This is a genomic window from Flavobacterium pokkalii (assembly GCF_014596575.1).
GTDB classification, from domain to species: domain Bacteria; phylum Bacteroidota; class Bacteroidia; order Flavobacteriales; family Flavobacteriaceae; genus Flavobacterium; species Flavobacterium pokkalii.
This window is the reverse complement of record NZ_NASZ01000028.1, coordinates 1-19,165: the sequence shown is the minus strand read 5'-3', so window position 1 is coordinate 19,165 and position 19,165 is coordinate 1. Positions and strand designations below refer to the sequence as shown.

At 34.9% G+C, this 19,165-nt stretch carries 20 protein-coding genes and 1 pseudogene; 7 read left to right on the top strand and 14 right to left on the bottom strand.

The features are described from left to right. Positions 1-31 precede the first annotated feature (31 nt). Both bshC and B6A10_RS14685 read left to right on the top strand, forming a co-directional pair. Entirely contained in the window at positions 32-1,621 is a 1,590-nt protein-coding gene (gene bshC / locus B6A10_RS14690) for a bacillithiol biosynthesis cysteine-adding enzyme BshC (RefSeq protein ID WP_188221459.1), read from the top strand. A gap of 97 nt (positions 1,622-1,718) precedes the next feature. Continuing rightward, complete coding sequence (locus tag B6A10_RS14685; RefSeq protein ID WP_055090311.1) at positions 1,719-2,138, top strand: nucleoside-diphosphate kinase; 420 nt, start codon at positions 1,719-1,721, stop codon at positions 2,136-2,138. 149 nt (positions 2,139-2,287) lie between these two features. On the opposite strand, the gene B6A10_RS14680 is transcribed toward B6A10_RS14685, so the two are convergent. After that, entirely contained in the window at positions 2,288-2,590 is a 303-nt protein-coding gene (locus B6A10_RS14680; RefSeq protein WP_188221458.1) for a DUF721 domain-containing protein, read from the bottom strand. Beyond that, positions 2,565-3,014: a hypothetical protein gene (locus tag B6A10_RS14675; RefSeq protein WP_188221457.1), complete on the bottom strand. Its 450-nt coding sequence runs from the start codon at positions 3,012-3,014 to the stop codon at positions 2,565-2,567. The genes B6A10_RS14680 and B6A10_RS14675 overlap by 26 nt, the downstream gene beginning before the upstream one ends. A gap of 237 nt (positions 3,015-3,251) precedes the next feature. On the opposite strand from B6A10_RS14675, the pseudogene B6A10_RS14670 reads away from it, so the two are divergent. After that, positions 3,252-3,476, top strand: a pseudogene (locus B6A10_RS14670) (serine hydrolase domain-containing protein); the annotation flags it as partial. A 45-nt stretch (positions 3,477-3,521) separates the two neighbouring features. Here B6A10_RS14670 and B6A10_RS14665 read toward each other — a convergent pair. From B6A10_RS14665 to B6A10_RS14615, 11 genes are all read right to left on the bottom strand, one after another. Further along, a complete protein-coding gene (locus tag B6A10_RS14665; RefSeq protein WP_188221456.1) occupies positions 3,522-3,944 on the bottom strand; it encodes a hypothetical protein in 423 nt (140 codons plus the stop codon). Positions 3,945-3,980: 36 nt separating this feature from the next. After that, the gene (locus B6A10_RS14660) at positions 3,981-4,142 is read right to left on the bottom strand and encodes a hypothetical protein (protein ID WP_188221455.1); all 162 of its coding nucleotides are present in this window, start codon (positions 4,140-4,142) and stop codon (positions 3,981-3,983) included. A gap of 3 nt (positions 4,143-4,145) precedes the next feature. Continuing rightward, complete coding sequence (gene ftsY, locus B6A10_RS14655) at positions 4,146-5,099, bottom strand: signal recognition particle-docking protein FtsY (protein WP_026714108.1); 954 nt, start codon at positions 5,097-5,099, stop codon at positions 4,146-4,148. Positions 5,100-5,223: 124 nt separating this feature from the next. Next, on the bottom strand, positions 5,224-5,376 hold the full coding sequence (locus B6A10_RS14650) for a DUF4295 domain-containing protein (RefSeq protein ID WP_081810544.1): 153 nt from the start codon (positions 5,374-5,376) through the stop codon (positions 5,224-5,226). 75 nt (positions 5,377-5,451) lie between these two features. Then, complete coding sequence (gene rpmG / locus B6A10_RS14645; protein ID WP_011963553.1) at positions 5,452-5,634, bottom strand: 50S ribosomal protein L33; 183 nt, start codon at positions 5,632-5,634, stop codon at positions 5,452-5,454. A 34-nt stretch (positions 5,635-5,668) separates the two neighbouring features. Next, complete coding sequence (rpmB, locus tag B6A10_RS14640) at positions 5,669-5,905, bottom strand: 50S ribosomal protein L28 (protein ID WP_026714105.1); 237 nt, start codon at positions 5,903-5,905, stop codon at positions 5,669-5,671. A gap of 72 nt (positions 5,906-5,977) precedes the next feature. Continuing rightward, complete coding sequence (locus B6A10_RS14635) at positions 5,978-7,231, bottom strand: competence/damage-inducible protein A (RefSeq protein WP_188221454.1); 1,254 nt, start codon at positions 7,229-7,231, stop codon at positions 5,978-5,980. 97 nt (positions 7,232-7,328) lie between these two features. Then, on the bottom strand, positions 7,329-7,673 hold the full coding sequence (locus B6A10_RS14630) for an Hpt domain-containing protein (protein ID WP_055090302.1): 345 nt from the start codon (positions 7,671-7,673) through the stop codon (positions 7,329-7,331). After that, positions 7,673-8,284: a fumarylacetoacetate hydrolase family protein gene (locus B6A10_RS14625; RefSeq protein ID WP_188221453.1), complete on the bottom strand. Its 612-nt coding sequence runs from the start codon at positions 8,282-8,284 to the stop codon at positions 7,673-7,675. Before B6A10_RS14625 ends, B6A10_RS14630 begins: the two co-directional genes overlap by 1 nt. A 72-nt stretch (positions 8,285-8,356) precedes the next feature. Continuing rightward, complete coding sequence (locus B6A10_RS14620; protein WP_188221452.1) at positions 8,357-9,127, bottom strand: 3'-5' exonuclease; 771 nt, start codon at positions 9,125-9,127, stop codon at positions 8,357-8,359. 118 nt (positions 9,128-9,245) lie between these two features. Beyond that, a complete protein-coding gene (locus tag B6A10_RS14615) occupies positions 9,246-10,568 on the bottom strand; it encodes a dihydrolipoamide acetyltransferase family protein (RefSeq protein ID WP_188221451.1) in 1,323 nt (440 codons plus the stop codon). A gap of 382 nt (positions 10,569-10,950) precedes the next feature. Here B6A10_RS14615 and B6A10_RS14610 point away from each other — a divergent pair, with 382 nt between their 5' ends. From B6A10_RS14610 to B6A10_RS14600, 3 genes are all read left to right on the top strand, one after another. Continuing rightward, positions 10,951-11,919: a T9SS C-terminal target domain-containing protein gene (locus B6A10_RS14610; protein ID WP_188221450.1), complete on the top strand. Its 969-nt coding sequence runs from the start codon at positions 10,951-10,953 to the stop codon at positions 11,917-11,919. 92 nt (positions 11,920-12,011) lie between these two features. Beyond that, entirely contained in the window at positions 12,012-13,877 is a 1,866-nt protein-coding gene (locus B6A10_RS14605; protein ID WP_188221449.1) for an ABC-F family ATP-binding cassette domain-containing protein, read from the top strand. A gap of 96 nt (positions 13,878-13,973) precedes the next feature. After that, positions 13,974-14,600 carry a carbonic anhydrase gene (locus tag B6A10_RS14600; protein WP_026714097.1) on the top strand — a complete coding sequence of 209 codons (627 nt, stop codon included), beginning with the start codon at positions 13,974-13,976 and terminating at the stop codon, positions 14,598-14,600. 79 nt (positions 14,601-14,679) lie between these two features. Here the strand turns inward: B6A10_RS14600 and katG are convergent, their stop codons facing one another. Beyond that, a complete protein-coding gene (katG, locus tag B6A10_RS14595) occupies positions 14,680-16,896 on the bottom strand; it encodes a catalase/peroxidase HPI (protein ID WP_188221448.1) in 2,217 nt (738 codons plus the stop codon). A gap of 366 nt (positions 16,897-17,262) precedes the next feature. Here katG and B6A10_RS14590 point away from each other — a divergent pair, with 366 nt between their 5' ends. Beyond that, the gene (locus B6A10_RS14590) at positions 17,263-19,041 is read left to right on the top strand and encodes an AMP-dependent synthetase/ligase (protein ID WP_188221447.1); all 1,779 of its coding nucleotides are present in this window, start codon (positions 17,263-17,265) and stop codon (positions 19,039-19,041) included. The last annotated feature ends 124 nt before the right edge of the window (positions 19,042-19,165 follow it).

The following is a 19,165-nucleotide window of genomic DNA, read 5'->3' as shown; positions in this document are numbered from 1 at the left end:
TTGGTAATTTTACTCAAAACAAAATAAAAACATGCCCAACGACTGTATCAGCTATCAAAACTCAGGATATTTCTCTCCTTTGATGAATGATTATTTAAACCAAAATTCAAAATTACAATCCTTATACAATCGCTTTCCAAGCCTTGAAAATTTCGAAAAGCAAATCATTGAAAAGCAAAATAATTTCAGGCACGACAACAGAAACACCTTAGTTGCTGTGTTACAAAAACAATATTCAGGACTTGAAATTTCGCATTTAACCCAACAAAATATAGAATCTTTAAAAGTCGAGAATACTTTTACCATAACTACCGGACATCAATTAAACCTGTTTTCCGGGCCTCTCTATTTTTTATATAAAATTATTTCTACTATTAATTTAACAAATGAATTAAAAGTAAAATATCCGGCTTATAATTTCGTACCGATTTATTGGATGGCCACTGAAGATCATGATTTTGAAGAAATCAATTATTTTAATTTCAAAGGAAAAAAATTTCGTTGGAATAAAGACAGCTCAGGACCAGTTGGAAGATTATCAACCGAAGGCCTCGCTGATTTTTTCGAAATATTCGAACAGGAATTAGGCTCCAGTACCAATGCCGAAAAACTCAAAACACTATTCAAAGAAGCATATTTAAATCATAATAATCTGGCCGACGCAACCCGTTATTTGGCAAATCAGCTGTTTGGGAATCAGGGTTTGATGATTATTGACGCCGACGATACCGGTTTGAAACATCAATTCATCCCTTATATAAAAGAAGAATTATTACAGCAAACGGCTCATAAAAATGTAATTGCAACTACCGAAAAACTTACGGAATATAACATCCAAGTAAATCCTCGTGAAATCAATTTGTTTTATATTGAAGATAATTTGCGTGAGCGTATTATCTATCAGGATGGAAAATATTTGGTAAACAATACAAAACTTGAATTTTCCCAACAGGAAATTTTAAATCTATTAGAAAGCAATCCTGAGAAATTCAGTCCTAACGTAATTATGCGTCCATTGTATCAGGAAGTTATTTTACCAAATCTTTGCTACATTGGCGGAGGCGGCGAAATTGCCTATTGGCTGGAATTAAAATCTTTTTTCGACGCGGTTAAAGTAAGTTTCCCAATACTTTTAGTTCGTAATTCAGTGCTTTTAGCTACCGAAAAACAAATTAAAAAAGCAGACAGATTAAATCTAAGCTGGAATGACTTATTCTCAAAACAAAATGATTTAATCAACGAAAAAACTAAAGTTCTATCGGAATTTGATATTGATTTGACTCTTTTAAAAACACAACTACAAAAGCAATTCAGTATCCTAAACGAAATCACCACGAAAACAGATCCGTCCTTTGCCGGAGCTGTAAAAGCTCAGGAAATAAAACAATTAAAAGGATTGGACAAACTTGAAAAGCGTTTGCTAAAAGCTGAAAAAATAAAACTAAAAGACACCTTGTCACGAATAACTGATTTACAAAATGAATTATTTCCTAATCAGGGATTACAGGAACGCCAAGCTAATTTTTCAGAATTTTATCTGGAAGCCGGAGATCATCTTATTTCAAAATTAACGGAAAAACTCCAACCACTGGAACAACGATTCGACATCATAGAATTGTAAAATTTAACAAAAGAAGTGGGATTTATGACGCTTTTATTAAAGATTCAAAGTGCTATCCATTTTAAAAAAACTACTTTTATAAAAAAGAAATTACAAAATGACAACCAACAGAACTTTTACCATGATTAAACCCGATGCTGTTGCTAACGGACACATCGGAAACATCCTTGCTATGATTACTAATGCAGGATTTAAAATAGTATCTCTCAAATTAACTCAACTTACAGTAGCCGATGCAAAAGCGTTTTATGCCGTTCATGCCGAAAGACCATTTTACGGTGAATTAGTAAAATTTATGTCCAGCGGACCAATTGTTGCTGCCATTTTAGAAAAAGAAAATGCAGTGGCAGATTTCAGAACTTTAATTGGCGCTACTAATCCGGCCGAAGCAGCCGAAGGAACTATCCGAAAATTATACGCAACCTCAATGGGAGAAAATGCTGTTCACGGTTCCGACAGTGATGAAAATGCCATGATTGAAAGTAATTTTCACTTCGCAGGAAGAGAGCAGTTCTAGTATTTAGAACGCAGATTTCAGAATCCAAAAAGCAGATAAAAATCTATAAAAAAGAAAATCCAGTCTCGTTTTTTAGAACGAGACTGGATTTTCTTTTTTCCCTACATGAAATCTAAAATCGTTAATCAACAATCATAAATCATAAATCACTATCTCAAAACAACATCTTTCACTACATCGCGACGTAATTCTTCATTAATCATTTTAATAATCTTCGATTTTCCGTGACTCAATTCTTCTCGTAAAACCGACGAAGTCAACTCAACATACAAAGTATTTCCTTTTAAAACCACATTTCGGGTATAACTGTTAACGCCGTTTCCCATTAAATTTTGCCAGGCTTCTTTCACATTAATCCCATCCATACCCGACTGCAATTTATTCCCCTGAATAATTTGCTTCAAAATATCTCCTATAGAACTTTCACTATTTAGTCTTTTGGGCTGCTTCATCTTCTCCTGATAAATTAATTGGTCCGGCTTTTTTATACTCGTATTCTTTATTTTGATCGTTTTTAATCAGCATCGACTCATCAGTTAACTTTAGTAACTCTTCCGTCCATTTAGCATAAGGCGTTGAATAATCTAAATAAACATGATCTTTATCAAAACGTACTTTTACATTTTCATAATCCTCATTAAACAGAAAAGTTCCGTTGAACTGCGGACGAACTTTACGACGAATTCCCTCATTATTGGCAATTTTGAAATAATCAAAATTCTCATTCATTTTATATTCCTTATCCTCTCCTTCATCAAAAGTCACTTTCTCAATTTCCCAATAACCATTTAACTTTTGAATATCTTCCGTAGTTATTTTTTGTTGACAAGACACTAAAAACAAGCATACAAAAAGAATTTTTAAACTATTTTTCATCATCATTTTTTTTTAGAAGCATGTACTGCTCCCGATAGCTATCGGGACGCTATATCTTTCATGCCGAACACCGGCATAAAAGGATGCCGCTACCATCAGGGCTAAAAATTCGAAACAAAAACACCTTTTGTTTCTCAAACAAAGTTAAGCGTATTAAACTTAACTTAGCTAAAAAACACAGACCAACTTAAACTATTTTATATAACCTTAGCCTTAAAGGAGTTACACTTTAAGTTACCAAACCATTTGCCACAAACGCAATTACAATTTTCTGGAAGTATCATCCCAAACGGTCCAAACGACATGTTTATGGCATTAGGCAAAAATGACCAAAAAATTTATATAATTCCCAGCAAAAAAATGGTAGTTATCCGAATGGGGGAAGCAGCCGATATTGTTAATTTGGCTTTATCAGATTTTGATAATGTTTTATGGGAAAAAATAAATGCTTTGTATCAGTAAATAGTAGAAATAATTAATCCTCAAGAAACAGAAAGAAAATAAAAATCAAGAAATTTGGTTATAAACTTCATATTTCTTCTTGGCATAAAATTTATAAACTCTCTTAGTAATCCAAATAAAAAAAATAAACAACAAACAATTGGTTATCCCTATAAAAAGATGTTTGCTGTTATTTGGAAAAAGGAGTATAAAATCGTGACCTTTAATCGTAGCAGAATAACTGGAAACACAAAACGGAAATAGAAAAAGCCTAATTTTAATCCAAATATCCTGTTTTACACCCTGTTGGTTTGTCGATAAAAGAAGTGCAAAACCAATGATCAAGGAAATTCCGAGCGAACTTGCCCAAAGTCTTAATGAAGGTTCAAAATAAATAGATAAAATAGAAAAATACCAAATCAGATAGCACCAAAGAATTATCTTTGGAATCTTCATGTTTATAATATAACTAATAGCAGGCTTTTTCATATACTATTTTTCTAAAAATGAATGCCTTAAATATTATTAACTTTTCTTGCTTCTATTTTTAAAACCAATAAAAAACGAAAGAATACCAACAATCAATAAAATATAATACAAGTTCAGGTATTGGTCTCTTACAAGATTAGCCGCTACAAAACAAACCACACTAATCATGTACAGATAAATTGGAGCTATATTTTTCATGTTTTATTTAAAGAAACTATCCACAAATTCATATTTATTAAAGACCTGTAAATCTTCAATTCCTTCTCCTACTCCAATATATTTTACAGGAATTTGAAACTGATCCGAAATACCAATCACAACTCCACCTTTAGCTGTTCCGTCTAATTTGGTTACCGCTAATGACGTTACTTCGGTGGCAGCGGTAAATTGTTTGGCTTGTTCAAAAGCATTCTGACCGGTTGAACCATCTAAAACCAGTAAAACATCATGCGGTGCATCGGCAACCACTTTTTGCATCACCCGTTTTACTTTTGATAATTCGTTCATCAAATTGATTTTATTGTGCAAACGCCCTGCAGTATCAATAATAACAATATCTGCATCCTGAGCCACAGCTGATTGTAAGGTATCAAAAGCTACAGAAGCCGGATCAGATCCCATATTTTGTCTCACAATAGGTACATCAACTCTGTCTGCCCAAATTTGTAACTGGTCAATTGCAGCAGCTCTAAAAGTATCAGCTGCACCAAGAACTACTTTGTAACCTTGTTTTTTAAACTGATAAGCTAATTTTCCAATCGTAGTTGTTTTCCCCACACCATTAACACCAACCACCATTAAAACATAAGGTTTGGTATTAATTGGAATTACAAATTCAGTAGCTTCTCCACTATTGGTTTCGGATAACAAAGAAGCAATTTCTTCCTGAAGAATCTGATTTAATTCAGAAGTTCCTAAATATTTATCTTCTGACACACGGTTTTCGATTCGGGTAATAATTTTTAGAGTTGTATCTACCCCAACATCCGAAGTAACCAGAATTTCTTCCAGATTATCCAAAACATCATCATCTACTTTAGATTTTCCAACAATAGCTTTGCTTAATTTGGAAAAAAAAGTTGTTTTTGTTTTCTCAAGCCCCTTATCTAAAGACTCTTTTTTTTCTGAGGAAAATATTCTTTTAAAAAAACTCATTGTGTGTACAGTTTTAAAATAAGCCAATCGGATAATTGCCCCGTTTCGCTTTCAAAGAGTAAATATAGAAAATAAAAAAGCTACTTCCTGAGGAAAGTAGCTTTTCTATATATTCATTTATGAATTATTTCTTTTTCAAGAATTCATCAACCAATTCAGGAGCGATAATAGTTTCAACGAAAGTATATGCGCCAGTTTTTGGAGATTTAACCATTTTAATGGCTTTTGATAATCTCTTAGAAGATGTTTGTAACGATGCTACTGTTTTCTTTGCCATGATTCAAATGTTATTTGAATTTTAATAAATCTCTAATACTAATCAGATTAGAGATTTAATCAAAATTGCTAATTATTATTTAATTTCTTTGTGAACAGTTACTCTCTTCAAAACTGGATTAAATTTTTTAATCTCTAATCTGTCCGGAGTATTTTTTTTGTTCTTAGTTGTTATGTATCTTGATGTACCAGCAACACCTGAAGCTTTGTGCTCTGTACACTCTAAAATTACTTGGATTCTATTACCTTTCTTTGCCATCTTGCTATATATTTATTATAGGAATTAAACAGAATTATTTAATAAATCCTTCTGACTGTGCTTTTTTCAAAACAGCGTCAATTCCATTTTTATTAATTGTTTTTATCGTAGATGCTGCTACTCTAAGAGTAATCCATCTATCTTCTTCTGGAAGATAAAAACGCTTTTTAACTAAGTTTACAGAAAACTTTCTCTTAGTTTTGTTCATAGCGTGAGAAACGTTATTTCCTACCATCGCTCTTTTACCTGTAAGGTCACAAACTCTTGACATTATACTTTACTTTTATCGTTATTCAAAATCAGGGTGCAAAGAAAAGAAAAATAAACGGTTCTAACAAAAAAATTATAAGACATTTTTAAAAATTTCTTTCTTTAGCATTTCAAGGCTTTTAATAGTGGCTCTGTCTATGACTTTTTCACGGGGCTGACCAAAGTTAAACTCCTCTACAACAACTTCATTTGGCGTAGCCAAAGCAATAAATACACTTCCCAATTCGGCTTTTTCATCCCCTTTTGTTGGCCCGGCATTTCCGGTTGTAGCAAGCGCATAATCTGTATTCAGTAACCTTTTTACATTCTCAGCCATTGCTTTAGCCACCTCAGCACTTACAACCGAATGTTCATTGATTAATTTTTCAGAAACCCCTAATACATTAATCTTAGTTTCAGTCGCATACGAAACCACACTCCCTTTAAAATAAGCCGAAGCTCCAGCTACCGAAGACAAACTCGCTGCGATTTGTCCTCCGGTACAACTTTCGGCGGTTGCAATTGTTTTTTGCTGTTCTTTGAGTTTTTTTCCAAGTAAAACTTCAATAGTTTCATCTTCTTCAAAACCCACAATAATATCATTAATGATCGTACTTAAAGAAGCGACATAAGAATCAATAGTCTTTTCCAGTACTTCTTTATCTTTTCCTCTGGCTGTAAGACGCAAACGAACTCTTCCCGGAGCAGGCAAATAAGCCAATTTGATAAAATCCGGTAAACTATTTTCCCAATCTTCAATACGTTCAGCAACCATACTTTCGCCTTGTCCGTAAGTCAGGATTGTCTTGTGAATAATATAAGGACGATTAAATTCTTTCACAACCTTAGGAATCACTTCGTTTTCTATCAAATATTTCATTTCAAAAGGAACTCCCGGCAACGAAACAAAGACCGTATTTTCTTTCTGCATCCACATTCCCGGAGCCGTTCCCACCTGATTATGAAGCACCGTACAACTCGAAGGCACCAAAGCCTGGTCTTTATTAATTTGAGTAATGGTACGTTTAAAAAAACCTTCAATTAACTGAGTTACGTGTTTTAAAACCGCCTCATCAACCACCAATTCATCTTCGAAATAATCACAAAATGTTTTTTTCGTAACATCGTCTTTGGTTGGTCCTAAACCTCCGGTGATAATCACCAGATCAACTTTATTTTGTAATTCTTTAAAAGTATCCAAAATATGCTGTTTATCATCACTAATAGAAAGCATTTCCCAAATTTCCACCCCAATCTTATCGAGTGATTTTGCAATAAAACCGGAATTTGTATCAATAATTTGCCCAATTAAAATTTCATCTCCAATGGTAACAATAGCTGCTTTCATTTTTTGTATATCAATAATTTAGAATTGCTTATAAAACAAAATCAACACTCAAAAAACTTGAATGTTGATTTTTATATCATTTGTATTTGAAAAGAAATTACAAATCGAAATCTTTCTTAATTTCTTTAATTGCTTCTTTCACCTGTGCTTTAATACTATCAAAAGTATGTTCGATATCTTTGCGTTTCCCCTCGGCTTTTGTCCAGGCTTCCACCTGAAGAATTTCTTCAAAAGCAACCGTCATCCCCAACAAATCCAATGTTGGCTTAATTTTGTGCGCATAAGCATAGGCGTGCTTATGATCTTTTTTCTTAATCCCTTCTTTTATTTGAGCCAAATCTTCCGGCACATCATTTACAAACAAGGTTAGAATTTCGTTTACAAACTCCTGATCGTTATCTGAGATTGCATATACTTTTGCTAAGTTGTAATTTAAAGCCATTATTTTATTTGTATTCTAAATAGTTTTCGTCCTTCTAAATACCCTTCCAAAACATCGTTGGGCTGTACCTTTGCTACTCCCTTTGGAGTTCCGGTAAAAATAATATCACCTATTTTTAATGTAAAATATTGCGAAACATAAGCAATCAACTCGTCTATTTTCCACAACATCATATTCGCATTCCCTTCCTGAACCGTCTGATTGTTATTCTTCAATTCAAAAGTAAGATTTTCTAATGAACTAAACTGCGCTTTTGGCAAAAAATCACCAATCACCGCCGAACCGTCAAAAGCCTTTGCTTTTTCCCAAGGTAAGCCTTTTTCTTTTAATTTATTTTGCAAATCACGGGCAGTAAAATCAATTCCTACACTAATTTCGTCATAATATTTATGAGCAAATTTAGCATCGATATACTTTCCTACCTTATTAATCTTTACAATAAGCTCCACTTCATGCTGTACATCTTCCGAAAATTCAGGAATCACAAAAGGATGTTGTTTCAACAACACTGAAGAATCGGGCTTTATAAAAATTACCGGTTCACTTGGGCGTTCATTTTCCAATTCTTCTATATGGTCAGCATAATTTCGACCAACACAAATTATTTTCATTTTTTTGAGTTAGGAGTCGGGAGCTGGAAGTTGAGAGCCAGAACAGACTTCTTCTAACTTCCAACTCTCTACTTATTTCGTATTTAACTTTCTTAATTTTATGGCTGTTAAAACCTTTTTGGTATACAATGGAAAATCCGCATTTTGAACCCAACTAAAATAACCGGGTTCTTTTTCCAAAACCAGATCTACTTTTACACCTTTGTGTTTACCAAAAGTAAAAACCTCTTCATTATTTTCATCAAAAGCGATCATTCCGGCAAAATCGGCTATTTTTTTACGGGTTGTAAATTCAGATAAAGATTTCATATCATTTTCTAAATCCGGATAACGTTCTAATTGCGCTTTCAAAATTTCGTAAGTTGCCATCGTATCCGCTTCTGCCGAATGCGCATTCTCTAAATTTTGCCCACAATAAAACTTTAAAGCAGCACTCAAAGTACGTTCTTCTTTTTTATGAAAAATCGTCTGGACATCAACCGAAACTCTGTTTTTCATATCAAAATCTACTCCGGCACGAAGCAATTCCTCAGCTAAAAGCGGAATATCAAAACGATCCGAATTAAAACCTCCCAAATCACTGTCTTTTATCATCTGATACACCTGTGGCGCCAATTCCTTAAAAGTAGGTTCATTAGCCACTTTTTCATCGGTAATTCCATGTACAGCGGTACTTTGAGGCGGAATTGGAATCGTAGGATTCACCAACCAGGTTTTACTTTCTTTATTTCCGTTAGGAAAAACTTTAAATATTGCTATTTCTACAATTCTGTCTTTTCCAATATCAATCCCTGTCGTTTCAAGATCAAAAAAACAAATAGGTCTATTGAGTTTTAATTCCATTTTTATAATATATAATGACAAATATAAAGTTTTGAATTTAATTTAAACAAGAGTTTAAAAAAGAAAACCCGACAGCCTTACAAAAGCTATCGGGTATTTTTATAAAATTTTCAAAAAACTATATGGTTCTTGTAATATCAAATCCTTCTAAATATTCGGCTACTCTTTTTACGAACATCCCTCCTAAAGCACCGTCAACAATACGATGGTCATAACCATGAGTTAAAAACATTTTTTGACGAATACCAATAAAATCACCTTCCGGAGTTTCTATTACCGCAGGCACTTTTCGAATAGCGCCCAAAGCTAAAATTCCCACTTCCGGCTGATTGATAATCGGCGTTCCAAAAACACTTCCGAAAGAACCCACATTGGTTACTGTATAAGTTCCGCCTTTTGTTTCGTCTGGTTTTAATTTTCCAAGTTTAGCACGATTTCCTAAATCGTTTACCGCTTTAGCCATTCCTACCAAATTCAACTGATCTGCATTTTTAATTACAGGCACAATTAAATTCCCGTTAGGCAAAGCCGCTGCCATTCCAAGATTTATATTTTTTCTTTTGATGACATAATCCCCGTCAACAGAAATATTTATTCCCGGATAATCTTTCAACGCTTTAGCTACCGCTTCCATAAAAATTGGAGTAAAAGTCAGTTTCTCACCTTCTCTTTTCTCAAATTCATTTTTATGCTTCTCACGCCATTTTACAACATTCGTAACATCAACCTCTATAAAAGAATAAACATGTGCCGATGTTTGCTGGGAAGACAGCATATAACCCGCAATCAGCTTGCGCATTCGGTCCATTTCTACAATTTCATCCCCGCCATTTACCGAAACAGCTGTTTTTGATTGTTGGATATCAGAATTTGGATTTTGAATTATTGGTTGAGATAATAATTCAACACTTTCAACTTTCGACTTTCGACTTTCGACATAACTCAAAATATCGTTTTTAGTCACTCTGCCTTCGCTGCCTGTCCCCGGAATTTGCTCTAATTCAGCCATATCAATTCCTTCCGCAGCAGCAATATTTTTAACCAAAGGAGAAAAGAATTTCGCCGAACCACTATTGGTAATAGATGGAACAAGCTGATTCTCTTTGGTCTCCAAAATTTCAGGATTCATTACCTTAGTAATTTCCGCTATTATTTCCGGTGCTACTTCTTCTTCCTTTTCTTCATTCCCGGCATCCTCTCCTTCCGTTTCTATGATAGCAATTGTTTGTCCTACTTCTACCAAATCATTCTTTGAAAACAATTGTTCTACCAAAACACCAGAAACTTCGCTAGGCACTTCACTATCCACTTTGTCGGTAGCAACTTCCAGCACAGCCTCATCGGCTTCAATTTTATCGCCTACTTGTTTCAACCAATTGGTGATGGTTGCTTCTGCGATACTTTCTCCCATTCTTGGAAGCTTTAATTCAAATCTTGCCATATTGTTAACCCAAAAGGTGGTTTTTTAATTTCTGTTTGCGAAATTACTAAATTCTTAAAACATAAATTAGATAAAATGCATCTTTCCTGTATTAATTATAACAAGCAACTCATTTTCAAAATAATAATCTCTATTTTAACAAAAATCAAATCAGAAACCTATTGTTTTTTACCAATTCGATAAAAATACAAACTTAGCAACTGAGCTATTTTTTACGATAATTTCACTTAATCCAACATAATAACGGCAGTAAAGACACATTCTTATGGTTGCCAATCTAAAAATTGTTTTTTTTATTTCAAACAGCTTTTTGGTTACCAATAAACAGGAAACACGCAAAATCATTTACTTTTGAATATATTCTAAAAAAAAAAAAATCGCTTTGAGAAATCTGTTTTTAATATCCTTCCTTATTACAACTTCTTTAATTCAGGCACAAATTTCAGGCTGCACCGATCCGCTGGCTAAAAACTTCAACCCAAAAGCCACATTAAATGATGGCAGTTGCCAATATAAAAAAGTAAAAATCAAAGCCGAATCCACTCAAAAACTTAGCGATACTTTAAAAGAAACTTCGGGACTAATTGCTTTCGATAATTTATTATGGACACACAATGACGACCACGACACCACTATTTATGGATTGGATACATTAGGAAAAATCAAAAAGAAAATCAAACTAGAAAAGACAACCAACACCGACTGGGAAGAAATCACCCAAGACAGCAGTTACCTTTATATAGGCGATTTTGGAAACAATTATCAAGGCAATCGAACTGATTTGCACATATTAAGAATCGAAAAAAAGTCTTTCCTGACAAACACCCCAATCATTGATACAATTGTTTTTTCTTATTCCGACCAAAAAGATTTTAGCATTCAAAAGCCTAATACTACCAATTTTGATTGCGAAGCTTTTGTGGTTTCCAAAGACAGCATTTATTTGTTCAGCAAACAATGGAAATCAAATAAAACCGGCATCTACACAATACCCAAACAAGCCGGAAATCATATTGCACAATTAAAACAAACTCTTGACACAAAAGGTTTAGTTACAGCAGCAACTTACTTAGAATCTAAAAAACTAATCACACTTTGCGGCTATTCTAAGCTCGGAAAGCCATTTTTATATTTATTATATGATTTTAAAAACCATGATTTTCTGTCAGGAAATAAACGAAGAATTAGTCTTCAGATGCCTTTTCATCAAATAGAAGGAATCACAACTACAGATGGTCTTCATTATTATTTAACGAATGAATCCCTAATCCGGAAACCGATTTTAAATGTTCCTCAGCAAATACACTTTATTGATTTATCAGCTTTTCTAAATTCCTATCTCTATAAATAATTCGTAAATAGAAACAGAATAACTTACTTTTGCCAAAAGTTTTGGTTTAGAAATATACCAAAGCGCTTAATCTTTAACGCATAACGTAGAAAGTGAATTATTTATCTGTCGAAAATATATCCAAATCTTTTGGAGAAAGAGTCCTTTTTGATAACATTTCTTTTGGAATCAACAAAGACCAAAAAATTGCCTTTATTGCCAAAAACGGTTCCGGAAAAACCACTATTATGAGCATTATCAATGGTTTGGAAGAACCCGATACTGGTCAAGTAGTTTTAAGAAAAGGCATACGAATGGCGTTTTTGTCGCAGGATAATAATCTACAAGACGAACTAACGATTGAAGAAAGTATTTTTGCTTCGGATAATGAAACTTTAAAGGTTATTGAGCAATACGAAAAAGCTTTAGAAAATCCTGAGGATGAAGAAGCTTACCAAAAGGCTTTTGATGCGATGGACCAGCACAATGCCTGGGATTTTGAAACCCAATACAAACAAATCCTTTTCAAATTAAAACTGGAAGATTTTAAACTGAAAGTCAAAAATCTTTCCGGAGGGCAAAAAAAGCGACTTTCTTTAGCGATTATTTTAATTAATCGTCCGGATTTATTGATTTTGGACGAGCCTACCAACCACCTCGATTTGGAAATGATTGAATGGTTGGAAACCTATTTTGCCAAAGAAAATATTACTCTTTTCATGGTGACGCACGATCGCTTTTTCTTAGAACGCGTTTGTAATGAAATATTAGAATTAGACAACGGAAAATTATACCAATACAAAGGCAATTATTCTTATTATTTAGCCAAAAAAGAAGAACGCATAACCTCTGAAAATGCCAGTATTGACAAGGCAAAAAACTTATTTGTAAAAGAATTGGAATGGATGCGTCGCCAGCCAAAAGCGCGAACAACCAAATCCAAATCGCGTCAGGATGATTTTTATCTAATCAAAGAAAAAGCCCAAAGTCGACGTAAAGAAAATGTGGTGGAACTCGAAATCAACATGGAACGCATGGGAAGCAAAATTATTGAGCTTCATAAGATTTCGAAAAAATTCAAAGACCATGTTATTCTTGATAATTTCAATTACGATTTTCAACGTGGCGAGCGCATTGGAATTATAGGTAAAAACGGAACTGGAAAATCTACTTTTTTAAATTTATTGACTGGAAATTTACCCTTGGATTCCGGACGAGTTGTAAAGGGAGATACCATAAAAGTGGGTTACTATACCCAAAGCGGAATCAATCCAAAACCGGGTCAGCGTGTTATTGATGTTATTAAAGAATATGGCGAATACATTCCGTTGACCAAAGGCAAGATTATTTCGGCTTCGCAATTGTTGGAACGCTTTCTTTTTGATGCCAAAAAGCAATACGATTATGTCGAAAAATTAAGTGGTGGTGAATTGAAACGCTTGTATTTATGTACGGTTTTGATTCAAAATCCGAACTTCCTGATTCTGGATGAGCCTACGAATGATTTGGATATTGTAACCCTGAACGTACTGGAAAATTTCCTTTTGGATTATCCGGGATGCTTGTTGGTAGTGTCACACGACCGTTATTTTATGGATAAAATTGTCGATCATTTATTTGTTTTCAGAGGACAAGGAGTGATTGAAAATTTCCCCGGAAACTATTCCGATTTCAGGGCTTACGAAGATAGTGCCGATGTTACGGTTTCGAAAGAAGAAACCAAAACAGAAAAGAAAGACTGGAAACAAAAAAATCCAACCGGAAATTTAACTTTCAACGAGCAAAAAGAATATCAAAAAATCGAACGCGAAATCAAAGATTTAGAGATAGACAAAACCAAAATCGAACAACTTTTTTCAGATGGCAAAGTTGCCGATACGGATATTGAAGCTAAAGCAAAAGAATTAGAAATTATTATTGGTAAAATAGAAGAAAAAGAAGAACGCTGGTTTGAACTTTCGGCAAAAATGGAAGGTTAGTTAACAATATCAAATAAGTAATCTTTTTTGTGAGATTACAAAAGCAATTTTTTTAGATTAGATTTAGATACTATCTTTGAAATAAAAATTAAGAAAATGGATATCAAACAAATTTTTGAAAACAACAAAAAGTGGATCGCTAAACAATTACAGGCTGATGAAACTTATTTCGACAAATTAGGTGCAGGACAAGCTCCTGAAATCCTTTACATTGGATGTTCTGACAGTCGTGTAACTGCCGAAGAAGTAATGGGATTACAACCAGGCGAAGTTTTTGTTCACAGAAACATTGCCAATATGGTTCCTAATACCGATTTGAATTCGATGTCTGTTATTAATTATGCTGTTGGGAGTTTGAAAGTAAATCATATTGTGGTTTGCGGACACTACGGTTGCGGAGGAGTTTTGGCAGCTATGCAACAATCTGATTTGGGAATTTTGAATCCTTGGTTGAGAAATATCAGAGACGTTTACCGAATTCACAGAGAAGAATTGGATGCGATTGCTGATGAAAATGAAAAATACAAAAGATTGGTTGAATTGAACGTTCAGGAACAATGTATCAATGTAATTAAAACTGCCGAAGTTCAAAAAGCCAACAGCGAAAGAAACTTAAAAGTGTACGGCTGGGTTTTTGATATTCATAGCGGAAAATTAATTGACCTAAACATTGATTTTGACGAAATATTAAAAGACATCACTAAAATTTACAAAATCGTTTAATCGAATTTCTAAATTTTAATCCAATAAAAAAATCCCGTTCCGATAGCTATCGGAACGGGATTTTCTTTTAAAATAATAACTAAGCTAAATCAAAACGGTCTAAATTCATCACTTTTGTCCAGGCCGCCACGAAATCTTTCACAAATTTTTCTTTAGCATCCGCACAGCCATAAACCTCAGCGATGGCTCTCAATTCAGAATTAGATCCAAAAATAAGATCCACACGGCTTGCAGTCCATTTTACCGCACCTGATTTACGGTCTCGCCCTTCAAAGACATCCTGCGCATTGGAAACCGTCTTCCAAGTCGTATTGAAATCCAATAAATTCACAAAGAAATCATTGGTCAACACTTCCGGAGTTTCGGTAAATACGCCGTGTTTAGAATGATCAAAATTGGTATCCAACACACGCATTCCTCCCATTAAAACCGTTAATTCAGGAACCGAAAGTGTCATTAATTGTGCTTTATCTACTAATAATTCTTCAGCCGAAACTGTATATTTTGTTTTCATATAATTTCTAAAAGCATCAGCAATGGGTTCTAAAACAGCAAAGGAATCCACATCGGTTTGCTCTTGCAAAGCATCATTTCTTCCAGCTGTAAAAGGAACTTCGATATTTTGTCCGGCATTTTTAGCTGCTTTTTCGATAGCTGCACCACCAGCCAAAACAATTAAATCAGCCAAAGACACTTTTTTTCCGTCTGTTTGCACCTGATTAAACTCCGCCTGAAGTTTTTCTAAAACAGCAATTACTTTAGTCAATTGCGCCGGATTATTTACAGCCCAGTCTTTTTGAGGTGCTAAACGAACACGCGCTCCGTTAGCTCCTCCTCTTTTATCAGAACCTCTAAAAGTGGAAGCCGAAGCCCAGGCGGTACTGACCAATTCGGATACTGACAGTCCGGAATCCAAAATCTTAGCTTTAAGAGCAACAATATCATTTGCATCAATCAATTTATAATCCACTGCCGGAATCGGATCCTGCCAGATCAATTCTTCTTTTGGCACTTCCGGACCTAAATAACGGGCAATAGGTCCCATATCACGATGCGTTAATTTATACCAGGCGCGGGCAAAAGCATCAGCAAACTCATCCGGATTTTCATGAAATCTTCTTGAAATTTTCTCGTAAACAGGATCAAAACGCAAGGCTAGATCGGTTGTAAGCATCGTTGGTGCATGACGCTTAGACGGATTGTGCGCATCCGGCACCGAATCGGCTCCCATGCCATGCTTCGGTTTCCACTGATGTGCCCCTGCAGGACTTTTGGATAATTCCCATTCGTAACCAAACAAATTCCAGAAAAAGTTATTACTCCATTTGGTTGGAGTGGTTGTCCAGGCTCCTTCCAATCCGCTACTAATTGTATTCTCTCCATTTCCGCTTCCAAATGAATTTTTCCATCCAAGACCTTGCTCTTCAATTCCAGCTGCAGCAGGCTCTACCCCTACATACTGACCAGGATCAGCAGCTCCGTGAGTTTTACCAAAAGTATGTCCACCGGCAATTAAAGCCACGGTTTCTTCGTCATTCATTGCCATTCGACCGAAAGTTTCTCTGATATCTATGGCCGCTGCCAAAGGATCAGGATTTCCGTTTGGTCCTTCCGGATTCACATAAATCAATCCCATTTGAACCGCTGCCAAAGGATTTTCTAATTCACGATCTCCGGTATAACGCTTGTCCTCTAACCATTTCCCTTCGGCTCCCCAATAAATATCCTGTTCCGTTTCCCATATATCTTCACGCCCTCCGGCAAAACCAAAAGTTTTAAATCCCATCGATTCTAAAGCACAGTTTCCTGCCAAAATCATCAAATCGGCCCATGAAATATTTTTACCATATTTTTGTTTTACAGGCCATAAAAGCAATCTGGCTTTGTCTAAATTCACATTATCCGGCCAACTGTTTAAAGGAGCAAAACGTTGTGAACCAGAACCTCCTCCTCCTCTTCCGTCAGCAATACGATAGGTTCCCGCACTGTGCCACGCCATTCTGATAAAAAACGGTCCGTAATGTCCGTAATCTGCCGGCCACCAATCCTGAGACGAAGTCATCACATCAAAAATATCTTTTTTTACCGCTGCTAAATCCAAGGATTTAAAGGCTTCAGCATAATTAAAATCCTCTCCCATCGGATTTGAAAAATTAGCATGCTGACGCAAAATATTTAATTTTAACTGATTAGGCCACCAATCATTATTAGTCGTTCCGGAGCCCGCAGTTTCTTTGATGATACCACTTGAAAACGGGCATTTGCCCATACCATTTGAATCCTTTAAGTTTTCCATAATAATTTATTTTATGTTATTTTTAAGTTGCTGAGCTAAATTACCAATTAAAAAACTATTGAAATAAAATTTACAATAGAAAAAAATTATTCTTTTATATCAAAAAACCACATCATCGCAAAACGGATTTTAAGTTAAAAAAAATAATTCAAATAAATCCATTTTTATGATTATTAAAATGTTGGCAAAAAGTAAAATCACTTTTAATTAGAACGGAAAAATAATTATTCTTCATCTAAAAAATCATTTCATTCACTTGCTTAGCGGCACTTTTAATTACAAATAAAATCCTCCCGTTTTTTTAATTTTCAAAAAAAGAATCTCATTTTTTTTTCCTATTTTGCATAGCAATCCAAAACCATTCTCATGACCTCAATCACCCGAATTTTTGATTTTCCCTATCATCAACAAGATGAGTTTAATAACATTCCAGACGCCTTAGCTTCTAAGCAAAATGGCGCTTGGGTAAAAATCAGCACGCAGGAATATATTGCAAAAGCCAACACTATTTCCAGAGCGCTTTTACGTTTGGGAATTAAAAAAGACGATAAAATTGCTATCATCTCTTCTAACAACAGACCCGAATGGCACATTGTTGATATTGGCGTTTTGCAAACCGGAGCTCAAACCGTTCCTATTTACCCAACGATTTCCGAACAGGATTATGAATACATTTTGAATCACTGCGAAGCCAGCCACTGTTTTGTTTCTGATGAAGAGCTTTTCAAAAAAATAAATGCCATCAAAAGCAAATTACCTCATCTTAAAACAATTTATAGTTTTAATGAAATAGAGAGCTGTAATAACTGGAAAGAATTGTTGCAAATGGGTGAAGACAGCAGCAATCAGGAAGAAGTAGAAAACCGAAAAAATAGTATCCAAACAGAAGATTTAGCCACCATTATTTATACTTCCGGAACCACAGGAAATCCTAAAGGCGTGATGCTTTCGCACCAAAATATCGTATCTAATGTTTTAAACTGCGCTTCCAGAATTCCTTTTGAAGCAGGAAAAAGCAGGGCTTTGAGCTTTTTACCTATTTGTCATATTTTTGAACGAATGGTTTTGTATTTGTACCAATTTTATGGTGTTTCCATCTATTTTGGAGAATCCATAGAAAAAATTGGCGAAAACATCAAAGAAGTTCAACCTACCGTAATTACGGCTGTCCCAAGGCTAATTGAAAAAGTATATGATAAAATCTACGCCAAAGGAGCCGAATTAACCGGAATCAAACGAAAATTATTCTTTTGGGCGATTGATTTAGGCACAAGATATGAACCTTATGGTGCTAACGGATTTTGGTATGAATTCCAACTCAAAATTGCCCGAAAACTCATTTTTAGCAAATGGCAGGAAGGTCTTGGCGGAAAATTGGAAGTTATGGTTTCCGGAAGCGCCGCTTTGCAACCCCGTCTCTCCCGCATTTTTGCCGCAGCCGGAATTCCGGTCATGGAAGGCTATGGTCTTACCGAAACTTCTCCTGTAATCGCTGTAAATGACATGAGAAATTTTGGTTTCCGCATTGGAACTGTTGGAAAAGTAATCGACAATGTGGAAGTTAAAATTGCCGAAGACGGCGAAATCCTTTGTAAAGGGTCTAATGTGATGATCGGGTATTACAAAAATGAAGCTTTGACTAAGGAAGTCATCACCGACGGCTATTTTCACACTGGTGATATTGGAAATTTAGATCAGGACGGTTTCCTGAAAATCACCGACCGTAAAAAAGAAATGTTTAAAACTTCCGGCGGAAAATACATCGCGCCTCAGCTGATTGAAAACACGATGAAACAATCCCGTTTCATAGAACAAATTATGGTTATTGGAGAAGGACAAAAAATGCCCGGAGCGTTTATTCAGCCAAATTTTGATTTTATTATCGAATGGGCAAAAAAAAATAAAGTTGATTTAGATCCATCCCACGAAGGCATCGTTCAAAACAAAAAAGTAATTGCCCGAATCCAGCAGGAAATTGACAGTATCAATCCTAAATTTGGTCATTGGGAACAAATTAAACGTTTCGAACTCACTCCTGAAATTTGGTCTATTGAGGGCGGAGAACTGACCCCCACACTCAAATTAAAACGTAAAAATGTGATGGAAAAATATCAGGATTTATTCAACAAAATTTACAACTCCTAAATTCCGAATTACCGTTTTTAAAAAGAGAAGCCGTCTCAAAACATAATTTGAGGCGGTTTTTTCATTTCAGTCTATTTGGTTTGATTTTTACTTCTGCTGAAAAAAACTAAAATTGTCCTTAAGC

What these genes read in the sequence shown, in the direction of transcription:
- B6A10_RS14650 (WP_081810544.1), bottom strand. Translation starts at nt 5,376, where the DNA reads ATGGCAAAGAAAACAGTAGCATCGTTACAAACATCTTCTAAGAGATTA.
- rpmG (WP_011963553.1), bottom strand. Translation starts at nt 5,634, where the DNA reads ATGGCAAAGAAAGGTAATAGAATCCAAGTAATTTTAGAGTGTACAGAG.
- ftsY (WP_026714108.1), bottom strand. Translation starts at nt 5,099, where the DNA reads ATGAGTTTTTTTAAAAGAATATTTTCCTCAGAAAAAAAAGAGTCTTTA.
- B6A10_RS14590 (WP_188221447.1), top strand. Translation starts at nt 17,263, where the DNA reads ATGACCTCAATCACCCGAATTTTTGATTTTCCCTATCATCAACAAGAT.
- B6A10_RS14625 (WP_188221453.1), bottom strand. Translation starts at nt 8,284, where the DNA reads ATGAAAATAATTTGTGTTGGTCGAAATTATGCTGACCATATAGAAGAA.
- rpmB (WP_026714105.1), bottom strand. Translation starts at nt 5,905, where the DNA reads ATGTCAAGAGTTTGTGACCTTACAGGTAAAAGAGCGATGGTAGGAAAT.
- B6A10_RS14685 (WP_055090311.1), top strand. Translation starts at nt 1,719, where the DNA reads ATGACAACCAACAGAACTTTTACCATGATTAAACCCGATGCTGTTGCT.
- B6A10_RS14665 (WP_188221456.1), bottom strand. Translation starts at nt 3,944, where the DNA reads ATGAAAAAGCCTGCTATTAGTTATATTATAAACATGAAGATTCCAAAG.
- B6A10_RS14600 (WP_026714097.1), top strand. Translation starts at nt 13,974, where the DNA reads ATGGATATCAAACAAATTTTTGAAAACAACAAAAAGTGGATCGCTAAA.
- B6A10_RS14635 (WP_188221454.1), bottom strand. Translation starts at nt 7,231, where the DNA reads ATGAAAGCAGCTATTGTTACCATTGGAGATGAAATTTTAATTGGGCAA.
- B6A10_RS14680 (WP_188221458.1), bottom strand. Translation starts at nt 2,590, where the DNA reads ATGAAGCAGCCCAAAAGACTAAATAGTGAAAGTTCTATAGGAGATATT.
- B6A10_RS14620 (WP_188221452.1), bottom strand. Translation starts at nt 9,127, where the DNA reads ATGGAATTAAAACTCAATAGACCTATTTGTTTTTTTGATCTTGAAACG.
- bshC (WP_188221459.1), top strand. Translation starts at nt 32, where the DNA reads ATGCCCAACGACTGTATCAGCTATCAAAACTCAGGATATTTCTCTCCT.
- B6A10_RS14630 (WP_055090302.1), bottom strand. Translation starts at nt 7,673, where the DNA reads ATGGCTTTAAATTACAACTTAGCAAAAGTATATGCAATCTCAGATAAC.
- B6A10_RS14675 (WP_188221457.1), bottom strand. Translation starts at nt 3,014, where the DNA reads ATGAAAAATAGTTTAAAAATTCTTTTTGTATGCTTGTTTTTAGTGTCT.
- B6A10_RS14615 (WP_188221451.1), bottom strand. Translation starts at nt 10,568, where the DNA reads ATGGCAAGATTTGAATTAAAGCTTCCAAGAATGGGAGAAAGTATCGCA.
- katG (WP_188221448.1), bottom strand. Translation starts at nt 16,896, where the DNA reads ATGGAAAACTTAAAGGATTCAAATGGTATGGGCAAATGCCCGTTTTCA.
- B6A10_RS14660 (WP_188221455.1), bottom strand. Translation starts at nt 4,142, where the DNA reads ATGAAAAATATAGCTCCAATTTATCTGTACATGATTAGTGTGGTTTGT.